General features: G+C 52.7%; 17 protein-coding genes. 2 read left to right on the top strand and 15 right to left on the bottom strand.

What is annotated here, in order from left to right; translation table 11 throughout:
* Nucleotides 1-4: 4 nt before the first annotated feature.
* The 15 genes from ACTHUT_RS01810 to terL all read right to left on the bottom strand — a co-directional run bounded on the left by ACTHUT_RS01810 (nucleotide 5) and on the right by terL (nucleotide 16182).
* Complete coding sequence (locus ACTHUT_RS01810) at nucleotides 5-1840, bottom strand: hypothetical protein (RefSeq protein ID WP_440385721.1); 1836 nt, start codon at nucleotides 1838-1840, stop codon at nucleotides 5-7.
* 46 nt (nucleotides 1841-1886) lie between these two features.
* Nucleotides 1887-2297, bottom strand: a complete 411-nt coding sequence (locus tag ACTHUT_RS01805) for a hypothetical protein (protein WP_063076042.1) — start codon at nucleotides 2295-2297, stop codon at nucleotides 1887-1889.
* A 103-nt stretch (nucleotides 2298-2400) separates the two neighbouring features.
* Entirely contained in the window at nucleotides 2401-6450 is a 4050-nt protein-coding gene (locus tag ACTHUT_RS01800) for a phage tail tape measure protein (RefSeq protein WP_440385720.1), read from the bottom strand.
* 109 nt (nucleotides 6451-6559) lie between these two features.
* Nucleotides 6560-7318: a hypothetical protein gene (locus tag ACTHUT_RS01795; RefSeq protein WP_440385719.1), complete on the bottom strand. Its 759-nt coding sequence runs from the start codon at nucleotides 7316-7318 to the stop codon at nucleotides 6560-6562.
* 12 nt (nucleotides 7319-7330) lie between these two features.
* Entirely contained in the window at nucleotides 7331-7795 is a 465-nt protein-coding gene (locus ACTHUT_RS01790; protein WP_285070029.1) for a phage tail terminator protein, read from the bottom strand.
* 1 nt (nucleotide 7796) lies between these two features.
* Nucleotides 7797-8228 carry a phage virion morphogenesis protein gene (locus tag ACTHUT_RS01785; RefSeq protein WP_440385718.1) on the bottom strand — a complete coding sequence of 144 codons (432 nt, stop codon included), beginning with the start codon at nucleotides 8226-8228 and terminating at the stop codon, nucleotides 7797-7799.
* Nucleotides 8229-8231: 3 nt separating this feature from the next.
* Nucleotides 8232-8642, bottom strand: coding sequence for a phage protein Gp36 family protein (locus ACTHUT_RS01780; RefSeq protein WP_440385717.1), 411 nt, complete (start codon nucleotides 8640-8642; stop codon nucleotides 8232-8234).
* Between the two features lie 58 nt (nucleotides 8643-8700).
* Nucleotides 8701-9690: a major capsid protein gene (locus ACTHUT_RS01775; protein WP_440385716.1), complete on the bottom strand. Its 990-nt coding sequence runs from the start codon at nucleotides 9688-9690 to the stop codon at nucleotides 8701-8703.
* 15 nt (nucleotides 9691-9705) lie between these two features.
* Nucleotides 9706-10068 carry an oxaloacetate decarboxylase alpha chain gene (locus ACTHUT_RS01770; protein ID WP_440385715.1) on the bottom strand — a complete coding sequence of 121 codons (363 nt, stop codon included), beginning with the start codon at nucleotides 10066-10068 and terminating at the stop codon, nucleotides 9706-9708.
* Nucleotides 10061-11011: a hypothetical protein gene (locus ACTHUT_RS01765; protein WP_440385714.1), complete on the bottom strand. Its 951-nt coding sequence runs from the start codon at nucleotides 11009-11011 to the stop codon at nucleotides 10061-10063. Before ACTHUT_RS01765 ends, ACTHUT_RS01770 begins: the two co-directional genes overlap by 8 nt.
* A 279-nt stretch (nucleotides 11012-11290) precedes the next feature.
* Complete coding sequence (locus ACTHUT_RS01760; RefSeq protein WP_440385713.1) at nucleotides 11291-11590, bottom strand: glycine cleavage system H protein; 300 nt, start codon at nucleotides 11588-11590, stop codon at nucleotides 11291-11293.
* A 3-nt stretch (nucleotides 11591-11593) separates the two neighbouring features.
* Nucleotides 11594-12889, bottom strand: a complete 1296-nt coding sequence (locus ACTHUT_RS01755) for a phage minor head protein (protein WP_440385712.1) — start codon at nucleotides 12887-12889, stop codon at nucleotides 11594-11596.
* A complete protein-coding gene (locus tag ACTHUT_RS01750; protein ID WP_440385711.1) occupies nucleotides 12876-14321 on the bottom strand; it encodes a phage portal protein family protein in 1446 nt (481 codons plus the stop codon). Before ACTHUT_RS01750 ends, ACTHUT_RS01755 begins: the two co-directional genes overlap by 14 nt.
* A 50-nt stretch (nucleotides 14322-14371) precedes the next feature.
* Nucleotides 14372-14569, bottom strand: coding sequence for a hypothetical protein (locus tag ACTHUT_RS01745; protein WP_440385710.1), 198 nt, complete (start codon nucleotides 14567-14569; stop codon nucleotides 14372-14374).
* Between the two features lie 2 nt (nucleotides 14570-14571).
* Nucleotides 14572-16182 (bottom strand): phage terminase large subunit, encoded by a 1611-nt coding sequence (terL, locus tag ACTHUT_RS01740; RefSeq protein WP_440385709.1) that lies wholly within the window; start codon nucleotides 16180-16182, stop codon nucleotides 14572-14574.
* A 14-nt stretch (nucleotides 16183-16196) separates the two neighbouring features.
* Between terL and ACTHUT_RS01735 the strand changes: the two genes are divergently transcribed.
* Both ACTHUT_RS01735 and ACTHUT_RS01730 read left to right on the top strand, forming a co-directional pair.
* On the top strand, nucleotides 16197-16712 hold the full coding sequence (locus ACTHUT_RS01735) for a hypothetical protein (protein ID WP_440385708.1): 516 nt from the start codon (nucleotides 16197-16199) through the stop codon (nucleotides 16710-16712).
* A complete protein-coding gene (locus ACTHUT_RS01730) occupies nucleotides 16709-16900 on the top strand; it encodes a hypothetical protein (protein ID WP_440385707.1) in 192 nt (63 codons plus the stop codon). Before ACTHUT_RS01735 ends, ACTHUT_RS01730 begins: the two co-directional genes overlap by 4 nt.
* The last annotated feature ends 196 nt before the right edge of the window (nucleotides 16901-17096 follow it).

Here is a 17096-nt window from a genome sequence, read left to right as displayed (position 1 = left end):
TATCCTATCTCAATGCTGCCAATTCCCAAGAATACCTGTTTGAAACGGTTGTACTTGTATATTCCTCAAAGCCTCCCAAAGCCGTTAAAGAAACAGTGCGCCAATCCGGTACTGCCGTACCTAGTGTGATATTCCATATCTCTCCTTTTTCCTCTGCGGTCAACCCACGCCCATCAGCAAGACCAACCTGAATGCGTTCAGGCTCATCGCAAACATAATCAACTGAAGTAGAGTCAATATAAGCCGGCAATCTAATCGTACCGTTCAAATAATCCACGCTGCCAGTTGCATCACCCGTTAATTTTCCTGCGCCATCGTCTTGCGCTCTTTTCTTACCGTTATTTTGCCAAGTAAGCACCAGCGTTCCCGGCTTAATCGAATGCCCCAGGGAATAAGTGCACTTCCCGTTTGCAGCCTTGGGCAGATTATTTCCGCCCGTCTTTCCGCCATCAAAAGACGTGAAACCAGAGGAGTCTCCCCATTGGAACACTAAGCGGCTGCCAACATCCGGAAGAGACGGTAGATTAAGCAATACACTGCCTGTTGCAGACGATACCGTACCTACACTTTTACCGGCCTCATCCCGTAACACGCCGTCGCCTGTATCGGTCAAAACATACCAAACGCCCAAAGCCATAAAAGACACTTTTAAACTACCCAAAGCAGGATTAGGTCTAAGCAGAGGGGCAAATGATGTACCGTGATTGGTTTCTTTAATTTCTACCGCAATAGCATATCGAGCGGATGATGATTTAGCACCAGGAACCGCAGTTACCGTGTAATAACCTGTCGGCAAACCACTCAGACGCCCATGAGCGTAATCGGCATTGACGATATTGTCCCCGCTTTTAAGTTGACCGAAGCCATTGTCTGTGTAGTTCCCAATCTTGATACTGCCGGGTAAAACAGCCGAAGGCAAAGTTAAGGTTCCACTATTGACATGCCCCGCAAAAAGCTGCTTTTCCGGCGCAGCGGCGACCCATGCTTCACCGGGAACCGGGTATTCGTCCGCATAAGGTGTCTCGACTGTCGAGGTCGGTACAAGCTTTTCGTAAATGCTAGACACCGTCAGCGTGGCATCTCCTGCCGAAAGGCCGTCTGATACAGGTTTCACGCCATAATAAGCCGCGGAATCTGCCACTTGGGTTTCCAAAATCTTAACTTTAGGCGCGGCATACCCCTTAACCGGATAATCGACACCATCAAAATCTCGGGTTAACGGATTGCTGATTTCCATTTTGACTACACGGCGCGGCACTTCCTCGACCTCACCGTTTGATTTTGGGATCTCAAAAACTCGCACTTCATCTTCGATGTTGATAATGCGGAAATACTCCGTGATACGGCGCGTCACATCTTTGGTTTTTTCTTCATATTGCAGGCAATAACGCTCGCCAACCTTCGGCAAAGGAGCCTCTACGCGCTGATACGCCTGCACAAGGCGAACGCCTGCCAAATGGCGACCCAATAACGTCATGCGGCTCTCCACTGTCGGCACAGAATACGCCTCAATGCGCGGCATAATATCCGCGCGGCTCTCGCCGTAGTTGCGCGCCTTAAACGCCAAGAAAGACACGTTTTCGGAGGTCGGCGGCTCGGTAATGACAAAATGACCGCCGTAAAGCGGCTCGGAATCATTGCGCAAGACGGCAGGGTACAGCAGACGCGCGTCCAGGCTGCCCATCGTGCGGTCAACGTCCGAGACGGGTGGGAAAATCTCGTTATCCTCGCCGGTCAGCGGTTGGCCGACCATCAAACCGCCGCCGTCAGGCGTATCGGTCATGCGCTGGCTGGGGTAAATCTGCAAATCCTGCTGCGTTAGGCGCGTTGTTTTTTCCATGTTTGAAACCTTTTTAAATCCTGTTTAAACCTACTTTCAGACGACCTTAAAACGTCATCAGGCAGAGCTGGGCGGTGTATCGCTCGCTATCCGTTTCCGGCGTTGAGTAATGCACCGGCTCGACATTGTTCAAAGCCGCGTTGTGGGTGCGCCAAATAACATTAAATTCGCGGCCGTCGTAGTGCGTCAGCGTCATTTCCAATTCGGGGACGTCCGTCCAGTCGCGCAACGTACGCAAGATACTTAAATCAAGCCATACCCAATCGCCCGACAGCGTAATCGGACGACCGTTTGCCTTAATGCCTTGTTGGATGACCAATCCGCCCGACAAGGTGCGCTGCGGAGCGGCCTGCGCAACCTTGTTCCATTCAAATTCATCGTCCCAGCGCATATCCTGCGGCAGATGTACGGCCACGCCGGTGTCTTTCCGTTTCAGCGTCCATTCTTGATTTGCCATTTCAGACGGCCTTTGCGTATTTTTCTCAAAACCCTATTAAAACAAAAGCCCCGAAAATCGGGGCTTGGCATGGTTGCAGTCAGATGTTTGCAGGCCGTCTGAATTAGGTCGTGCGCTTTAATGAAGCTTGTAAACTATTCATAAAACCGTTAACAGCTTTCTCGGCAACCGCTTGGTCGCGCTGCGCCAAAATTTGGTTAAGCTTTTCCGGGTCGATATTAACCTGCGTATTGCCGATTTGTTGCAACCGCTGGGCGGCATTACTGTTACCATACGAACCTTGGTTGCGGACTTGCTCTTGCGCGGCAGATTCGGCGCGCTTGCTGCGCTGCCTGTTGTAAATCTGTTGCTGCAAATCGATTTGACGCTGATATTCGCGCGCAACGTCGGTTTGTTTGAGGCGGTTGGCATTGTCGAGTTTTTGTTGCAGCTCACGGATTTTTCTTTCTTGCTGCAAAGAATAAACCGCTTCCGTATTACCATTAAGCTCGGCAAGCTCGGCCTCAAGCGCGCGGGTTGCATCATGTGCTTCTTGACGCAGGGCATTCAGCCGGCGTTGGGCATCGGATATCGCATTGCGGAATTTTGTCAGCTCAGTATTCCCCAATTTATCGGCAGCACGAGATGCCGCGCTGGCCGCATCGTTCAAGATATCCTGTGTCACTGCGCCTTGAGCAGAAGCATTGGTCAGCCTTTGCATCGCGGTATTCGCGTTGTAAATCTGTTGCGTGTACTCTTTCATCTGAGCAGTGCGGAATGTGGCCTCCATGCCCAACTTAATCCCGGAAAACTGTCGGTTCATTAAATCCAGCTGCTCATTATTGAGCTTATAAAATCCAGCCGTTTGCGTCAGACGGTAGCCATAATCACTAAACGATTTAGACGCATTTGCCGCCGCTTTTGCTGCATTGTCTGCCTCCACTGCCGCCTCTTTGTTGGCTGTCGCCACTTTTCTGACCGATTGGGCATGGTTTTCCGCCGCTTGCGAGCCTTTGTCATGCGCGGCTTTCGCGGCTTCGCCTGCTTTAGCGGCAGTATCGTTCAGCCCTTGATAGGCGGCTTTGGCCTTTTCCGCACCGCCCGAAGCCGCATCGCCCAACCGGGCAAGCTGCTCCTGCGTCAACAGTGCCGCGTCGCCGCTGGCTTTGAGCTGGTGTTGAAACTCGGCAAATTCCTCCTTGCTTTTAAGTTTGCCCATCATGGCCTCAAAGGCTGCCTGTATCAGCTTGGCATCTTTTTGACCGGCCGCCGCCGCTTCTGTCGAGGCCGTCTGAAAATCGGCGAATGCCTGCCGCGCATCACTGCTGATGCCCGTCATCACGGCTTTACTGTCCACGCCGATTTTGGCGAAGGCATCGGCAACCTTGTCCGTCGACTCCCTTGCCGTATCTCCGATTTTCTTGATTTCTTCGGCCGTCAGCCCGGATTGTTTGCCTACCTTTTCCAATTCAGCCAAAAGAGCATCAGTTGATTCTTTGCTGTCCATCTGCTTGAGCGCAGCCTGAAACACCCGGCCCATCTGCTCGGCATCATTACCAAACTGAGAGGCAACACGCGAAAAATTGGCAATACCTTCCGCCGCCTTTTTGCTCATGCCGGTGGTTACTTCTTCCGCCGTCAAACCCAAAGCCTCAAGGGCTTTTTGTGCTGCGGCGAGCTCGCCCGTATCTGCGCTGATTTTGACGTTTTTCTTATCAAGTTCGGCTTTCAGTTCGGCGGTTTTGGTACGCACGTTTTCCAGCTTGATTGCCAGTTCACTGTAAAAGTCGCTGGCTTCTCGACCGTCTGCACGCAAGGCGGCCATACTGTGCTCCAACGCTGACAACTCTGTTGCAGACGCACGATATTCGGCTTGCAGGGCTTTGACGGCGGCTGCCTCTTCTTCGGCAGCTTTTTTCTTGGCGACAGCGGCTTTTTCGGCAGCTTCAGTAGCCTTTTTGTTTGATTCTGCAAGCTCGCGCTTGATTTCAGCGTCAGTTTTGAAAAATTCGTGATATTTATCCAAACTTCCCGTTGTTACCAGACTCTCTATCATGGCGATCGGGCGTGCTATCTCGTCAAAAATACCGCGTAGGCCCGGGATGTGTTCGTATAGGTCCTGAATGAATGATCCGAGGGCTTCACCGGCGGTTACCGCCAACGTCCCAATCAGTCCCCATCGGGAGGCGACCGCAGACAGTCCTGATGCCAAACCACTCACGCCGCGTGTTTGCGCTGCACCTGCCGCCGCACTTATTCCATATTCTTTAGCCGCCAAACCGGCTTTGCCATATGAAACAGTCAACGCATCGACAGCAGCTTTTTGAGACACCAAACTTTTCAGCGCAGTCGCACCACCAAGACGCACAACTGCAGAATACGCCTCCATTGCAACACGGGCGGCCGCAAAGTAAATTGCCAGCTTTGACAATACCGGAAAATCTTTTGTGAAATCGCTAATTGCCGTTGCAACCGTTTCAACTGTGGATGCCGTTATTTTTAAAATAGGCAATAAGGCATTACCCAGTTCTCCCGCCATATTGGAAACTGCCGCCTTGGCCTTATTGATTTGCCCTTCGGTAGTATTTAATGCAGCTGCCGCCTCCTTCTGCATCGCGCCTTGTATTTGAGCTTGATCGTTTACCAAGCCCAAAGCCTTTTCATATTCGCCGAGTGAGCCGACCAGAAGCGCAATGTCGTCGCTGTATTCCGTGCCAAAGAGTTCCGAGAGTATCAGGGCGCGGCTTTGTTTGTCCAAGCCTTCGAGTTTGTGCAAGAAGTCCGTTAAAGCCTGCTGCGGATTGGCGGCGATATTGGCTGCCATCTCGTCGGCAGACGTACCGATGCCTTCCAAGGCCGCCTGAAATCCTTTGCCCTGGCTTTGCGCAGTTTGCAGTTTTTGCAGCATGGCGTTGATGGCGGTCGCCGCCACTTCGGGCGGTTTGCCCAATGCGATAAATGCGTCGGCAAGCGCGGCGGCCTCGTCGGCAGCCAAACCGAACTGCTTGGCAGTACCGCCGATACGTGCCATCGCCGCAACAATGTCTTTTTCTCGTGCGGCGGTATTGTTGCCCAAAACGTTGATGGCATCGCCGAGTTTTTCCACCTCTCCAATCGGAAGTTGGAACACGTTGGCAATCGTCGCGGCGGCATTGCCTGCCTCTTCAGCGGTCATGCCGAAGGCAACCGACATCTTGGACGCAATAGCGGTAAATTCCGACAATTTCTCAATCGGAATGCCGAGTTGTCCGCCCGCTGCGGCAAGCTCGGCCATTTCAGCGGCGGAAATGCCTAATTCCGCGCCCATTTTCTTCAGCTCGTCTGAAAGTTGGACGTACTGCTCGTCCGTACCGTCAGCGACTTTTTTCACACCCGCCATAGCGGTTTCAAACTTCATCGCCTCGCGGGTGGCAAACGCCAAGCCGCCCGCACCACCAACCAAGCCCTGAATCTCCGAAGCAACCTCGGCAATAGACGGCTTCACGCCTTTCAGGCTGGCTTCAAGTTCGCGCACCTTGCCTTCCTGCAACTGCGCCGCCCGGGCTAATTCTTCATGCGAGAGTGTGCCGCTGTTTTTAAGCAATTCGTAGGCGTCTTTGGTCTTTTGGATTTCCTGCCGCGCCTTGTCGTCGGTATCGATGCCGAGCTGGATTTTGGCATCGGCGATCGCCTTTAGGGTTTGTGCTTCGGCGGTCAGGCGGTCGAGCTGCGCCGTTGCGGCGGCGGATTCGGACGACAGGCGCGCCTCTTCGGCGGCAAGGTTTTTGACGGACACCCCAGACACCGACATCGCATCGCGGGCGGCATACAGCTTGCCCGTTAGCTCGGTTTCACTTTTTGCCAGGCGTTCGGATTCGGCGCGAAGTTTCGCCAAATCGGCCTGCTGTTGCTGCGTACCGCCACCGCGCATGGATTTCTCCAACGTCGCGGTCAGCTCGTCCAGTGCACGCATTTCTTTAGCGGTATTGTCCAATTCCGCCGACAACGCCTTATATTCTGCAATTGCCGCCTGTTGCGCTTGTGCTTTGGCCAGCGTTGCGCCCAGCTCTTTCGCTTCGGTGGTCAGCTTGCCCGTATCGATGCCCGCCGCCTCGATGGACTGCGCCAGCGCGTCGATGTTTTCAACGCCGGACACGCCCGCCTTAATCTCTAAACCTGCCTGAATATTCGCCATTATTTAATCCTGTTTTAAAACCCGTTTAAAAAAGGCCGTCTGAAACCTGCCGCCGCTGCGCCTACACGCAGAAGCCAATTTCAGACGGCCTTTGTTTATTACCGAATCTTTAGTTGTTGTACGACGTAAAGGAATAGGTCGAAGTCTCGCCCGAAGCCAACACTGCCGTGCCTTTAAATTCGGCTTCGTTGAAGTCGTCGCCGAACCAGTCGATACTGCCGTCCGCCGCCAGTACGGCATGGGGGATATGCAGAATGCCGGTCTCGCCGGTAACGCGGTTGCGGCCGTCAACGTAGATTTCCAAGTCCAAGCGGGACAAGGTAGCGGCAGAGACTTTGTAGCCGCCGGAATCTCGGGTTTTGTATTCGACGGTGACGTTTTCGCCATCATTGACAGTATCGGCGGCCGTCAGGATGGTAATCATGCCCAAGGTGGCATTAATGTCCAAATGCTTGGCATCAACATTGACGTTTGACTTGTTTTTGACTTTGACGGTAGCCGGATCGATGTTGCCGTTTGCCAGTTTGTACGCCATGCCTTTTTTGCCGATGGTTACGGTCTCGCCTGTAACGGTCTGCGCCGTAGCCGCGATGACGGCGGCTTCACCCATCAGGGCAAGCGCGAGGTTGTCTTTATCGAAAGTGTCGAGCTTCAAGCCGATTTCGGTAGGCTTGACGGTTTTCAGGCTGTCGAGTGCGCTGCCGTAAGTGCCTTTTTGCTTGGACACGCGCTCTTTGGTTTCCACGCTGGTCTGCGTGGTCAGGGCGGTGGTATTGCCGATTTCGATAAAGCCTGAGCCTTTTTGATTGAGGTTGCGTACCTTGACGTCGCCCTCAAAGATTAAGCCGTGGTCGTTTTGTTTTGCCATGTGGCAGCTCCTTTAGTTTGCCGCCTGCACGGTGTCGCAGGCGAATGAAATAGGGTAAAAAGCAAAGCCGTCGTTGTATTCGATGGATGGCGAGGCGATGCGGCGGAAAGGGGTAACGGCATATTCGTCGCCAGCGTCCCAGCCAGAAAACGCCCGTTGGATTGCCGTCAGGGTCTCGCCGACCTCGTACAGCGTGGATTTGCCGTTGGCGGTATAGCTTCGCGCGAGAACAAAGGTAAAGTGCAGCGTCGATTTGAGGAATTTGCCGTTTTTCGCTTCGTCGGCAAAGGTCGAGCCGCCGTAAACGACATAGACCGCGCCGTCCAGCGGGGCAGCTTTGCGCTTCGCCGCGCCTTGGGCGAGCAGCTCGGCAAGTTCGCCGATTTCCTTGACCGCCTTAATGCCTTTGACGGTTTTCAGACGACCTAGGATTTCGGGATAGACCGCCAATAAGTTTTCATGCTGTTTTAAAGCCATATCAGACAATCAATCCTTCCAGCCAATCGGACATTAAATCGTCAATGTCCTGATAATCTTGCGACGATAAGCCCAAAAACGGGCGGGCAGGCATGGTTTTCGTGCCTTCCTGCACATAAACCGAGTAGCCCATGATTGAGCCGGTAATCACGCTTTTTGCCGATGCCTCGTGCGTAATGCTTGCCAAGAGGTTGCCGTAATCCACCAAAATCCCGCCGCGTCCGTTTTTGGCTTCTGCCGTAGCAGGGCTGACATCCTGCCAGCGTTTGCCGTCAGGCGCGGTTTTGGTTTCGGCGATACGGCGGCGGGTCGAAGATTCGAGGATGCCGCCGATAGCGCGCAAAGGCTCTTCAAGGCTGCCGTTCAACCTGCCCGACAGGCGGTTCAGGCTTTGGGCGATACGCGACAAGTCGTGCGATACCGTAATCCGCATTGCCTACTCCTTCAGCCATTCCCGCAAATCGGGTTCGGCATTCACATAAACGGCACACGTTGACGGTCTGCGGTCATCCGATACGCGGTTTTCGTCCAGCATATTCGGATTTTTGACGACCATCTTCAGCCAGGCGATTGCCGACTGATAACGCTCTTCGACAATACCCGTTACCGCGTCGTCGTAGAGGTAGTAGCGGGCGATGTCGCAGACTTTGATTTTCAAAACCTGCGGCGCAGTGTCGTTGGTAAAAAACAGTTTCGCCGCCCGAAGGTAGCTTGCCGCTTCTTCTTCCGCGTCGGCGATTGCCGCCGCCATCACTGCTTCGTCTATGGTTTCGTAGTTTTCATGATTCGACCGTTCCGCCATTTCCTGCTCACTGAAGCGGGTAATCATGTCTTGGATGGTAATCATGCCGTCCTCCGTTTTCAGACGACCTTTAAAACTGCCTTAAAGGCCGTCTGAAATCCGTTTAAGACATGGTCAGCGTTGCCAACAACTCGGGGCGCAGCGCAATCGGCAATGGATTGGACTGCATATGCAGGCTCCAGCCTTTGTCGTGCTGCAATTTCTCGCGGCTGGCGTAATACGGCAGGGCGCGGGTGTTGACGGTGGCGTTCATGTCGGCAGGCGCGAAATACTCTTTGTAGAGATTGCGGCCAACCGGCAGCAGAATGGCTTTGTCCGCACCGATGTCGGCGTCGCTGCCGAAATGGTTGGCATACTCGATAAAGCGGATGCCTTTGTGGACAAACTCGGTCGGATTGAGCGTATCGCCTTCGCGGTAGGCGCGTGCTTCGTCAAAGCGTTTGTACACTTCGAAGATAGACTTATGCTCTTTGAGCGCACTCAAAAACTCCATGCCGCAATAGACAACCCAGCCGCGCACTTGCGCACCGTTGAATTTTTGGCGTTGTTCGGACAAGAGCTTGTCCAATACCGCGCCGACTTTGGTCGTGTCTTTCGACAATTCGATGTCTTGTGTTTTGCGCTGCACTTTGAAATCGGTATTGATGTCCAAAATCACGCTGCCGTCCGCATCCAAAATCTTGCCTTGCAACGCGCCGAGCATCAGGTGCTCACGGGTGTATTCAAGGTCGGATTTGCCGCCGGCCAGCTTTTCGTTGACCTTGTCCATGACGGTCGCGGCTTGGGTCGTGCCGAAAGCACGCAGGTTTTGTACGTCATCGGCACGGATGACGTCATGAATCGGAAGGTGTGGGATTTTGACGGTACGCACGGTGCGTTTCGGACTTTCGACCGCCTGTCCGGCCGTACCGCGCTCTTTGCTGGCTACCAAGTGGACTTTGCCGTCTTGGAACTCAATGTCGGCGTAGGTGGTGGTCAGATATTCGGGTTCGAAAATACCCAGTTCACGGATTTGGCTTGCGCCCGGGTCGATTTTGTTGATGGCGGTGGTCAAAGCCTGCACGCCGAATTTGCTGTTATCAGATAAAGGCATATTTTTTCCTTATGGTTACAGGCTGTCGCTACTCGAATTGACAGTACGGTTTACAAAATAAACGATGCCGTATGGATCGCCGTCTTTATTCAGCTGCTCAATCACATTGCTTGATAATTTCGATGCACCTGCACGAATTTCAGCGTCTAAGCATTGATTCAGATTGATGATGCAATTGTGCGGCTGTACGATGACTTTACCGTCGGCTTCATCTGTCAATGCCAGCAGCTTGCCCCCGTTACGGAAAGTCCAACTAACAAATGTACCGGCTTTTGTGCCTTGCGGAGCATCAATCGCCACACGCGTTAACGGCGTCGCTTCATATTTCAAAAAATCGGAAATAGCAGGGCCGAGGATTTCGGTTTTGGCTTTAGACATAAGAGCCTCCCAATAAGCCTTTGTGGCTGGCGACGGAGAACTTGCCCTCCGCCTCGCCGGTGTTTTCGGATGCGCCTTTGCCTGCGCCTTCGCTCAACAGCGCGGGTGGTACGGCAGATTGAGCGGCTTTCGGCTTCAAATCGGCAATCATGGCTTCTGCCGCTTCAATGTCAGCAGACAAAAGCACGGTCATGGTTGCGTCGGACAAGCCTTCAAACTTGCCGTCTTCGCCTTCCTTAAAGCCGGCGGCGGACAATTTCGCCTTGACTTGGTTTTTCTTGGCAGCCGCTTCGGCTTCTTTCAGCTTTTTCTCGGTTTCGGCTTTTTCAGCCTTGAGCGTATCGACTTCCGCTTTCAGGTTGTCAAACGCTTGCTTTTCTTCGGGTGTCATAGATAACTCCAAAGGTTGTTTAAAAATATCCGGCAATGGACTGCCGTCCGACAACACCACCGCCTCCGTCTCGCTGTCCACGCCGACGGCGGTAAACGACACCTCGCGTATCGCACAACGGCGCAGGATGACGGCCGGCCCGGTTACCTCGTTGCCGTTGACGGACAATACTGCGCCCGCCGCCAGCTCCTCGTAGGATTCCGCTTGCGCGTAAACCGACATCTCCCAAGGGAAACCTTGGTCGGCGGCTTCGGCAATCTGCGTGCCAAACTCGTTGGACAACAGACTGCCTTCCGCAATCAGGCCGTCCGCCGTTACCGACAGGCTGCACACGCCCGCCATTTTTAGCGGCGAATGCTCCAGCAGGACGGGGACGGACGCTTTGTGCGACAACTGAGCCAAATCGACGACGGTTTGATAACCGCCGTAGCCGAACGGCTTGCCCGAATTGGCGACACCCTTAAAGGTGCGCACATCATCCGCACGGGTCGCCAAGGCAACCGGCAGCGCGGCGGACAATTTGATATTGAGGGGGGTGTTGTTCGTATCCATTGCTCCATTTTGCCTTGCCAAGTTCAAAAAGACGGACGGCAGGATTTCACTTCCCAATCCAAATGCAAAAGCCGCCTAAAACCCGAATATCAGGTTTCAGACGGCCTTGCGCGGTTCATCTATTTAAAATTCGATTCAGGGGCTTTTTAGAAGCCTCTAGGATTGATTTTAAAATGCTGGATATATCTTTGCTTACCCAAAGCATTTAAACGCGCTAAAACGCGAAATTTGAGCGGTTATAAAAAAGGCCGTCTGAATCGGTTTCAGACGGCCTTTGGGTTATATAGACTTGAATCTTGGATCGGCTTCAAGCGCGGCTTTTAAATCGGACTTGTAAGGCTTAATCCACTCGGACTTTTCAGCAGCCTCAAGTATCCATCCGCATACACGGGCGAATGCCTCCGCGGATAAATCCGCAATCGAAAAAACGCAGCCCGAAAACTCGCCCTGCATTTGCTCGGCGGCCTCCTTGTCGATTTCGGCAAGACGCGGGTACAGATAGTCCAATAATTCGGACGGGGCGGTTTTCCCGCCTAAAAATACTTTTACTTCGCGGCTGACATACAGTTCAGACGGCATGACTTACTCCGATATTTTTACCAATAAGCGGACTTTATCCCGCTGTTCTTTTGGCAATGATAACACATACTGCAACAATTTATGCCGGTTTACCGCATTCAGATGGCGCAAATCAAGCGGGACAATATCGGCTTTGTTGAAATGCTCTTGAATATTGTCAACCTTCCCTTTCCATGCGTCGGCGGTGTGCGCAAAATAACGGTTCATCAATTCCGCACGTTCGGGATTTTCGGTAAACATAAAATCCAGTTTTACCCATTGCTCACGAGGCAGGTCTTCTGAAACAATCAGATAATCGGCTTGTCCTTTGCCTTTTTCTACCGCCAAATCGAACACTTCCAGCCTGTCGCCCGTTTCAGCCTGCCACGCTGCCGCAGCTCTCGCTTCGTGGTCTTTGGTATTGTTGGCAGACTGCTCTTTTGTCAGCCTACGCACTTCTTTTTCCGACACCTTGTCTGACAAAGCCAACACCGCCACTTTATCAGACGGCACGCTATACCGCTTGTCCAGCCACGCCTCACGCTCGGCAATCATGGCGGCCAGTGCCTCTTCGCCGTTTTTCTCGCCAAACAGCGCGTCCATTGCGCCCAGTCGGTCGCCGTGGTTGTGCGCAAAGCTCGGCGTGATGTCGTCGGGAATCAATACCGTTTTGCCTGTGCGCGGATTGGTAAACTCGACCATATCCACATCAGGCTCGCCGCTGATGCCCTCGCGCTCCGCCTGCCGACGGGTCAGGGCGGACACCGAGCATTTACAGCCGTAGCCGTTGGGCGGAAAGATGACTTTCCAAATGTCGTGGTCAACCGGCAGGACTAAGCCGTAGTAGCGTTTATGGCTGTCGCGCGGATGCCCGGCGGCGGAATGGTTGTAGCGCAAATACGGCAAGGCTTTTTTATTTGCCTGAATCCGCTGCCATTGCCCCGCCGCAAAGGCGGTTTGCATATTGGTGTTGAAGATGGTTTTCAGACGACGTGTACTGCCGAGCTGTACCAATTTCGGCTCGCCGTCCAGCGGGTCGGTCATCACTTGCTCGCCCCACCAGCCTTTCGCCATCAAATATGGTTTTAAACGCTTTTTAAAATCGGCAAACGCCGTGCCGTTTTGTTGCGCGGATTCAATGGCGTCTTTGACTTCGGCAAGCATATCCGCGTCCATCATCTTGGCGGCGGTAAAGGCAAGGCTGTGTTGATATAGCCAAACGTCGTAATGACTGAAACCCGCAAGGATTTTCTTGGATTTGAAATGCTCGAAAGCGGCTTTATCGACCAGCCCTGAGAAGTTGTATTCAATCCCGTCCATCGTCCGCTCCGTCAGCCCAAGCCGAAAGGCCGTCTGAAACCAAACGCTGAATTAAGAGATTGTCTCCCTGGCTCAAATCAAGTTTGGACAGCTTCGCCTCAAATTCGGCGTAGTCTTTGCAGCTTTCCAGTAAACCCAACACCGCCTCCATCTTCGGTCGGGCGATTGCCTGCTCCGCCGTATCAGGCGCATTACGGGCAAGGCCGTCAGACAGTCGCAGGCTGAATTTGGCAGGCGCAGGGTTTTCAGACGACGTTTTAGGGTCGCGCAGCTCGAAATGCTCCGGCTCAAAGCCCAAGATGTCGCGGTAGTAGGTTTCGGTCAAAACGAGCTGCCCCGTATCCATATACATCTTGTCGCGTTCGGCGCGGGTTTTATCGACCTTGATTTCTTCTTCAAACTCAAACCATACGCCTTTGGGCGCATTAATCGGCTTGCCGTAGGCGTTGTTGACCATCACGAGCGCGTCGATAAAGTGCTGTGCAGCGCGGGAGAGCAGAGCGAGATACGCGCCAATACGCTCGTCGCGGTTGTTTTCTTCGGTCTCTTGGCTCGCGCGGCTGGCGGTCTCAAGGTCGCTGGTTTTGACCTTGCCCAACAGCGTTTTTTGGATGCGCGCATTGGCGAGGTTTTCCAGACGGCGGAATGCCTGACCATCCGCGCTGTTTTGCAGCATCATTACATCGTCTTCGCGTTCGATACTCAACGCGCCGCCGGAAACAAAGCGGTAAAATCGGCTCATGAAGCTGTCGTGGTCGTCGTTGCTGTTGGCTTGGATTTTGGCAATCAGATAAGGCTGGGCGTAGCGCGTAATAAATTGCGCCGCATAGACAAAGCCTTTTTTACGCAACGCAACCGGCGCATACAGCCGCGCCGCCGCCATTTCGCCCGCAGGATTGGTTGAAGTGGCGCGGTGGGTAATAAAGAGATACAGCACGTCCGTATTGCAGGCTTCCTCGCCACCGCTGCCGCGATACACCAGCGAGCCGTCGCGGTAGGGAACGTATTTCGCCAATTCGCCGCTTTTGTTGCTGATATGCTTAATCGTCAAAAAGCCGTCGGGTTCGGGCTGATAAACGTACCGACCGACACCATAGCCGCCCAAACGCGCCGTCAACACGATTTCGGCAAGTGCGGGCAGATGGCGTTTCAGCGTTTTCCATAGACGGTCTTTGTCTTCGTCGCTCAAGTCCTCGCCATAAATGCGCCACGCCTTGTTCTGCATGGCGGAATGCAAATCCTCCAAACAGGCGGCGACCTCATCGTCGCCCGATACCGCGTCCAACGCCTGCTGTCTGTCCACGCCGAGGCGAGATAGTAGAGAGTCCGTGCCTTCCATATTTGAAAACAGGCTTTCCAACGCATCTTCCGTCGCGCTCGTCAATGTCTTGATGGCGGTTTTCCGTGTTGCGCTTTTAATCAATCCGAACATATTTTCTTACTCCAAAGGTCGTCTGAAACCGTTTTCAGACGACCTTAAAATCAATACTCTTCGCCGCGAGCCGTCAAAAAACCTTCAATTTCAGCGACAATAAAATGTAGATTTAATAGCCGCCCAGCCTTATAGCAGGAGACAACCTCTTGCAGATGTGCAATCGCTTTATCCAAACCACGCTCGAGGTACTCAACATCCTCTGTCAGCTCTTTTTCACGAGCGGTTATACGTTTTCCATCACACATTGTTAAATCTCCAACATCGGCACAGGCAAATCAATCGCCCGCGCTCTGTTTGATACATTGCCCGTCGTTGCCGCCATCCACAGCATATGCAACGCATCGGGGCCATCGTCATGGTCGGCTTTCGGGAAATGGCGCAACTGGCTGATTAAGGTCTTTTGGTCGGGGTTGAGCAGAATAAGCCCGTTTGCCATATGCGGCTGTAAGGTCTCAATCCTCAACATCTTGTCCGAAGACGGCTTGATACCGCGCACCGGAATATGCACACCCGAACGCGCCCCGCGCTTAATCAGCTCATCCTTGAGAAACTCTTGGAATTGCACCGTCTCCACCACCCACAACACCGGCTTGACCCGCGCCTCTTTTTGGATGCGGATCACGTCCTCAATAATCAAATCGGGCAGGCGTTTTTTGACTTGGGCAACAGTTACAAACAAACGGCCTGTTGATTTCTGATAACCGCCGACCAAAATTGCCGACGGATCGCGCCCCGCACCCGCTTTACCCAATGATGGGTCTAGAGCGCCGTAGTACACCAAATCGTCCGGCAACTCCGACCAGTATTTGATGTTTTCGGCAAACGGCGCATCTTCGCCGCTGACTGGGTCGTTTTGATACTCGCTGTCAAATGTCGCATGGCCGTCACGCGCACGGATTTTCATCAATGCCAATACGCCGCGAGCCGCCCAGCTTGTTTGCGCGCCGCGCTCCATCTCGTCTTTGTTTGCCTGATAAAACGCCTCGGCCACCGTCTCGCCGTCGTTTCGGAAAAGTTCCTCCCAGCGGTCCCACAAATCCATGCGGTCGGGCCAGCGTTTCATCGCCTTAAACTTAATACCGTGCCAAAACGGGTTATTCAAAGTACGATTCAGTACGCTGTCGTAATGCAAAATCGTGCCGATATAGATCACATCGTATTTCTGGCCGACCCCGCCCAGAGGCAATACCGTTTTAGTCAGCCACGCATTGAGCTTGTCGCGCTGTTCCGGGTTGCGGACTTGCTCGTCATTCTCAATATCGTCCAAAACAGTTAAGTCAGGACGGTAAGGGCCGTGACGCAAACCGCGCAGCTTTTTACCGCTACCAGCCACTTGGACTTTAACGTCATTGGCCGTCACAATCGTACCGGCCTGCCATACACGGCCTTGCCCGCAGACTTCCGGGAAGTCGGTTTTCAGGCGCGGGTTAAACTCAAGTTCTGCCTTAATGGCCTCCAGCATTGGATATGCCTGGTCGATACTGTCCATGACGATGACCGCATAATGTTTTTGGCCGGTCACGATACACCACAGCGTAAACAACTGAGTAACCTGCGTCGATTTACCCTCGCCGCGCGGCGCACCCACCGCCTCATTTTCCCCTTTAGGGGAGCGGATAATCTCCGGCAGACGGCTGAATAAAAACGCATGCAGTTCGGATTTCTCAGGCGAGCGGATATAATGGGGGAAGTAGGTATTTACGAAATATTCGTAACCGCCTACCGGGTCAAACACCTTGGCACGGCGTGCAGCAATAGCCTTGGACGACGCATCGAAGCCGTCCACTTCCGCTTCGATGACTTGGCGCAGGCTGGCGGCCAGTTCGGCAAGGGATTTGAGGAATTCTTTATTTTTCATATGGAGCGCTCAAAATGGATTGGTTAGACAGAAACCTGCAACACGAATTTTTGTCAGAGCTTTATAAGGTTTATCCAGACAGTATTACTTATGACTACTATATAAATGCCGCTATCGCCCAAACTAGTGGTGTTATAGAAGCAGAAGAAGATGCTTCGTTTGTATTAAAACAATCCGCAAATCTGCAATATTTAGCCGAACATGGCTTGGTTGTCTTCGACAATGAGACTCTCATAACCGCTACTGTTAAAATCACGGCCAAAGGCATAGACTTCCTTATGGATGATGGCGGCCTTTCTGCTATTCTTGGGGTTGTCACAGTCAAACTACACAGTGACACTATTCAAGCTTTGCTCAATACAAAAATTGACCAAGCAGATATCCCTCCGGAAGAAAAAAGCAAGCTAAAGGTTATCTTAAGCAAAATGGGAGATGTCGCATTGGCAAAATTTACCGAGAAAGCCATCGACGCTGTTACATCTCCTCAAATTATCAATCTGCTGCAAAGTTTACAAGGAAATACAATATGAATATCGATTACTCACTTGCAAAAATCCTCGAAAATGGCCGATACACACCATCAGAAATAAAAGATCTATTGGAAGAGCAAGGCTTCAGCATTACATTGCCTGAATTGACCGAACACTTAAATCTTCAGGTTGCTCTTGGCATGGCACACAGACGAGAAGACGGCACGTTTACAGCATTGCCGGTTTAATCCAAAGGGTCGGGTTTGATAAGCCGACCTTTTTTCAGACGGCCTTGTAATAGTGAACGATAGGTTTTTTTAGCGGTTTGGGATAAACCTTGAAACAAAAAGGAAGTGGCTCTCCCGTTTTCATTTCATGCATGGCGGACATAAAGTAAAAAAACTGGTCGGCCAGCCAAAACAACGGCTCCAGCTTATAGCGCGG

This window comes from Neisseria sp. P0022.S010 (assembly GCF_051956635.1).
This window is presented reverse-complemented; position numbering and strand designations above follow the sequence as displayed.

Bases quoted from the DNA above. Each gene is read 5' to 3' on its own strand.
- ACTHUT_RS01810 (WP_440385721.1), bottom strand. From the start codon at position 1,840: ATGGAAAAAACAACGCGCCTAACGCAGCAGGATTTGCAGATTTACCCC.
- ACTHUT_RS01805 (WP_063076042.1), bottom strand. From the start codon at position 2,297: ATGGCAAATCAAGAATGGACGCTGAAACGGAAAGACACCGGCGTGGCC.
- ACTHUT_RS01800 (WP_440385720.1), bottom strand. From the start codon at position 6,450: ATGGCGAATATTCAGGCAGGTTTAGAGATTAAGGCGGGCGTGTCCGGC.
- ACTHUT_RS01795 (WP_440385719.1), bottom strand. From the start codon at position 7,318: ATGGCAAAACAAAACGACCACGGCTTAATCTTTGAGGGCGACGTCAAG.
- ACTHUT_RS01790 (WP_285070029.1), bottom strand. From the start codon at position 7,795: ATGGCTTTAAAACAGCATGAAAACTTATTGGCGGTCTATCCCGAAATC.
- ACTHUT_RS01785 (WP_440385718.1), bottom strand. From the start codon at position 8,228: ATGCGGATTACGGTATCGCACGACTTGTCGCGTATCGCCCAAAGCCTG.
- ACTHUT_RS01780 (WP_440385717.1), bottom strand. From the start codon at position 8,642: ATGATTACCATCCAAGACATGATTACCCGCTTCAGTGAGCAGGAAATG.
- ACTHUT_RS01775 (WP_440385716.1), bottom strand. From the start codon at position 9,690: ATGCCTTTATCTGATAACAGCAAATTCGGCGTGCAGGCTTTGACCACC.
- ACTHUT_RS01770 (WP_440385715.1), bottom strand. From the start codon at position 10,068: ATGTCTAAAGCCAAAACCGAAATCCTCGGCCCTGCTATTTCCGATTTT.
- ACTHUT_RS01765 (WP_440385714.1), bottom strand. From the start codon at position 11,011: ATGGATACGAACAACACCCCCCTCAATATCAAATTGTCCGCCGCGCTG.
- ACTHUT_RS01760 (WP_440385713.1), bottom strand. From the start codon at position 11,590: ATGCCGTCTGAACTGTATGTCAGCCGCGAAGTAAAAGTATTTTTAGGC.
- ACTHUT_RS01755 (WP_440385712.1), bottom strand. From the start codon at position 12,889: ATGGACGGGATTGAATACAACTTCTCAGGGCTGGTCGATAAAGCCGCT.
- ACTHUT_RS01750 (WP_440385711.1), bottom strand. From the start codon at position 14,321: ATGTTCGGATTGATTAAAAGCGCAACACGGAAAACCGCCATCAAGACA.
- ACTHUT_RS01745 (WP_440385710.1), bottom strand. From the start codon at position 14,569: ATGTGTGATGGAAAACGTATAACCGCTCGTGAAAAAGAGCTGACAGAG.
- terL (WP_440385709.1), bottom strand. From the start codon at position 16,182: ATGAAAAATAAAGAATTCCTCAAATCCCTTGCCGAACTGGCCGCCAGC.
- ACTHUT_RS01735 (WP_440385708.1), top strand. From the start codon at position 16,197: ATGGATTGGTTAGACAGAAACCTGCAACACGAATTTTTGTCAGAGCTT.
- ACTHUT_RS01730 (WP_440385707.1), top strand. From the start codon at position 16,709: ATGAATATCGATTACTCACTTGCAAAAATCCTCGAAAATGGCCGATAC.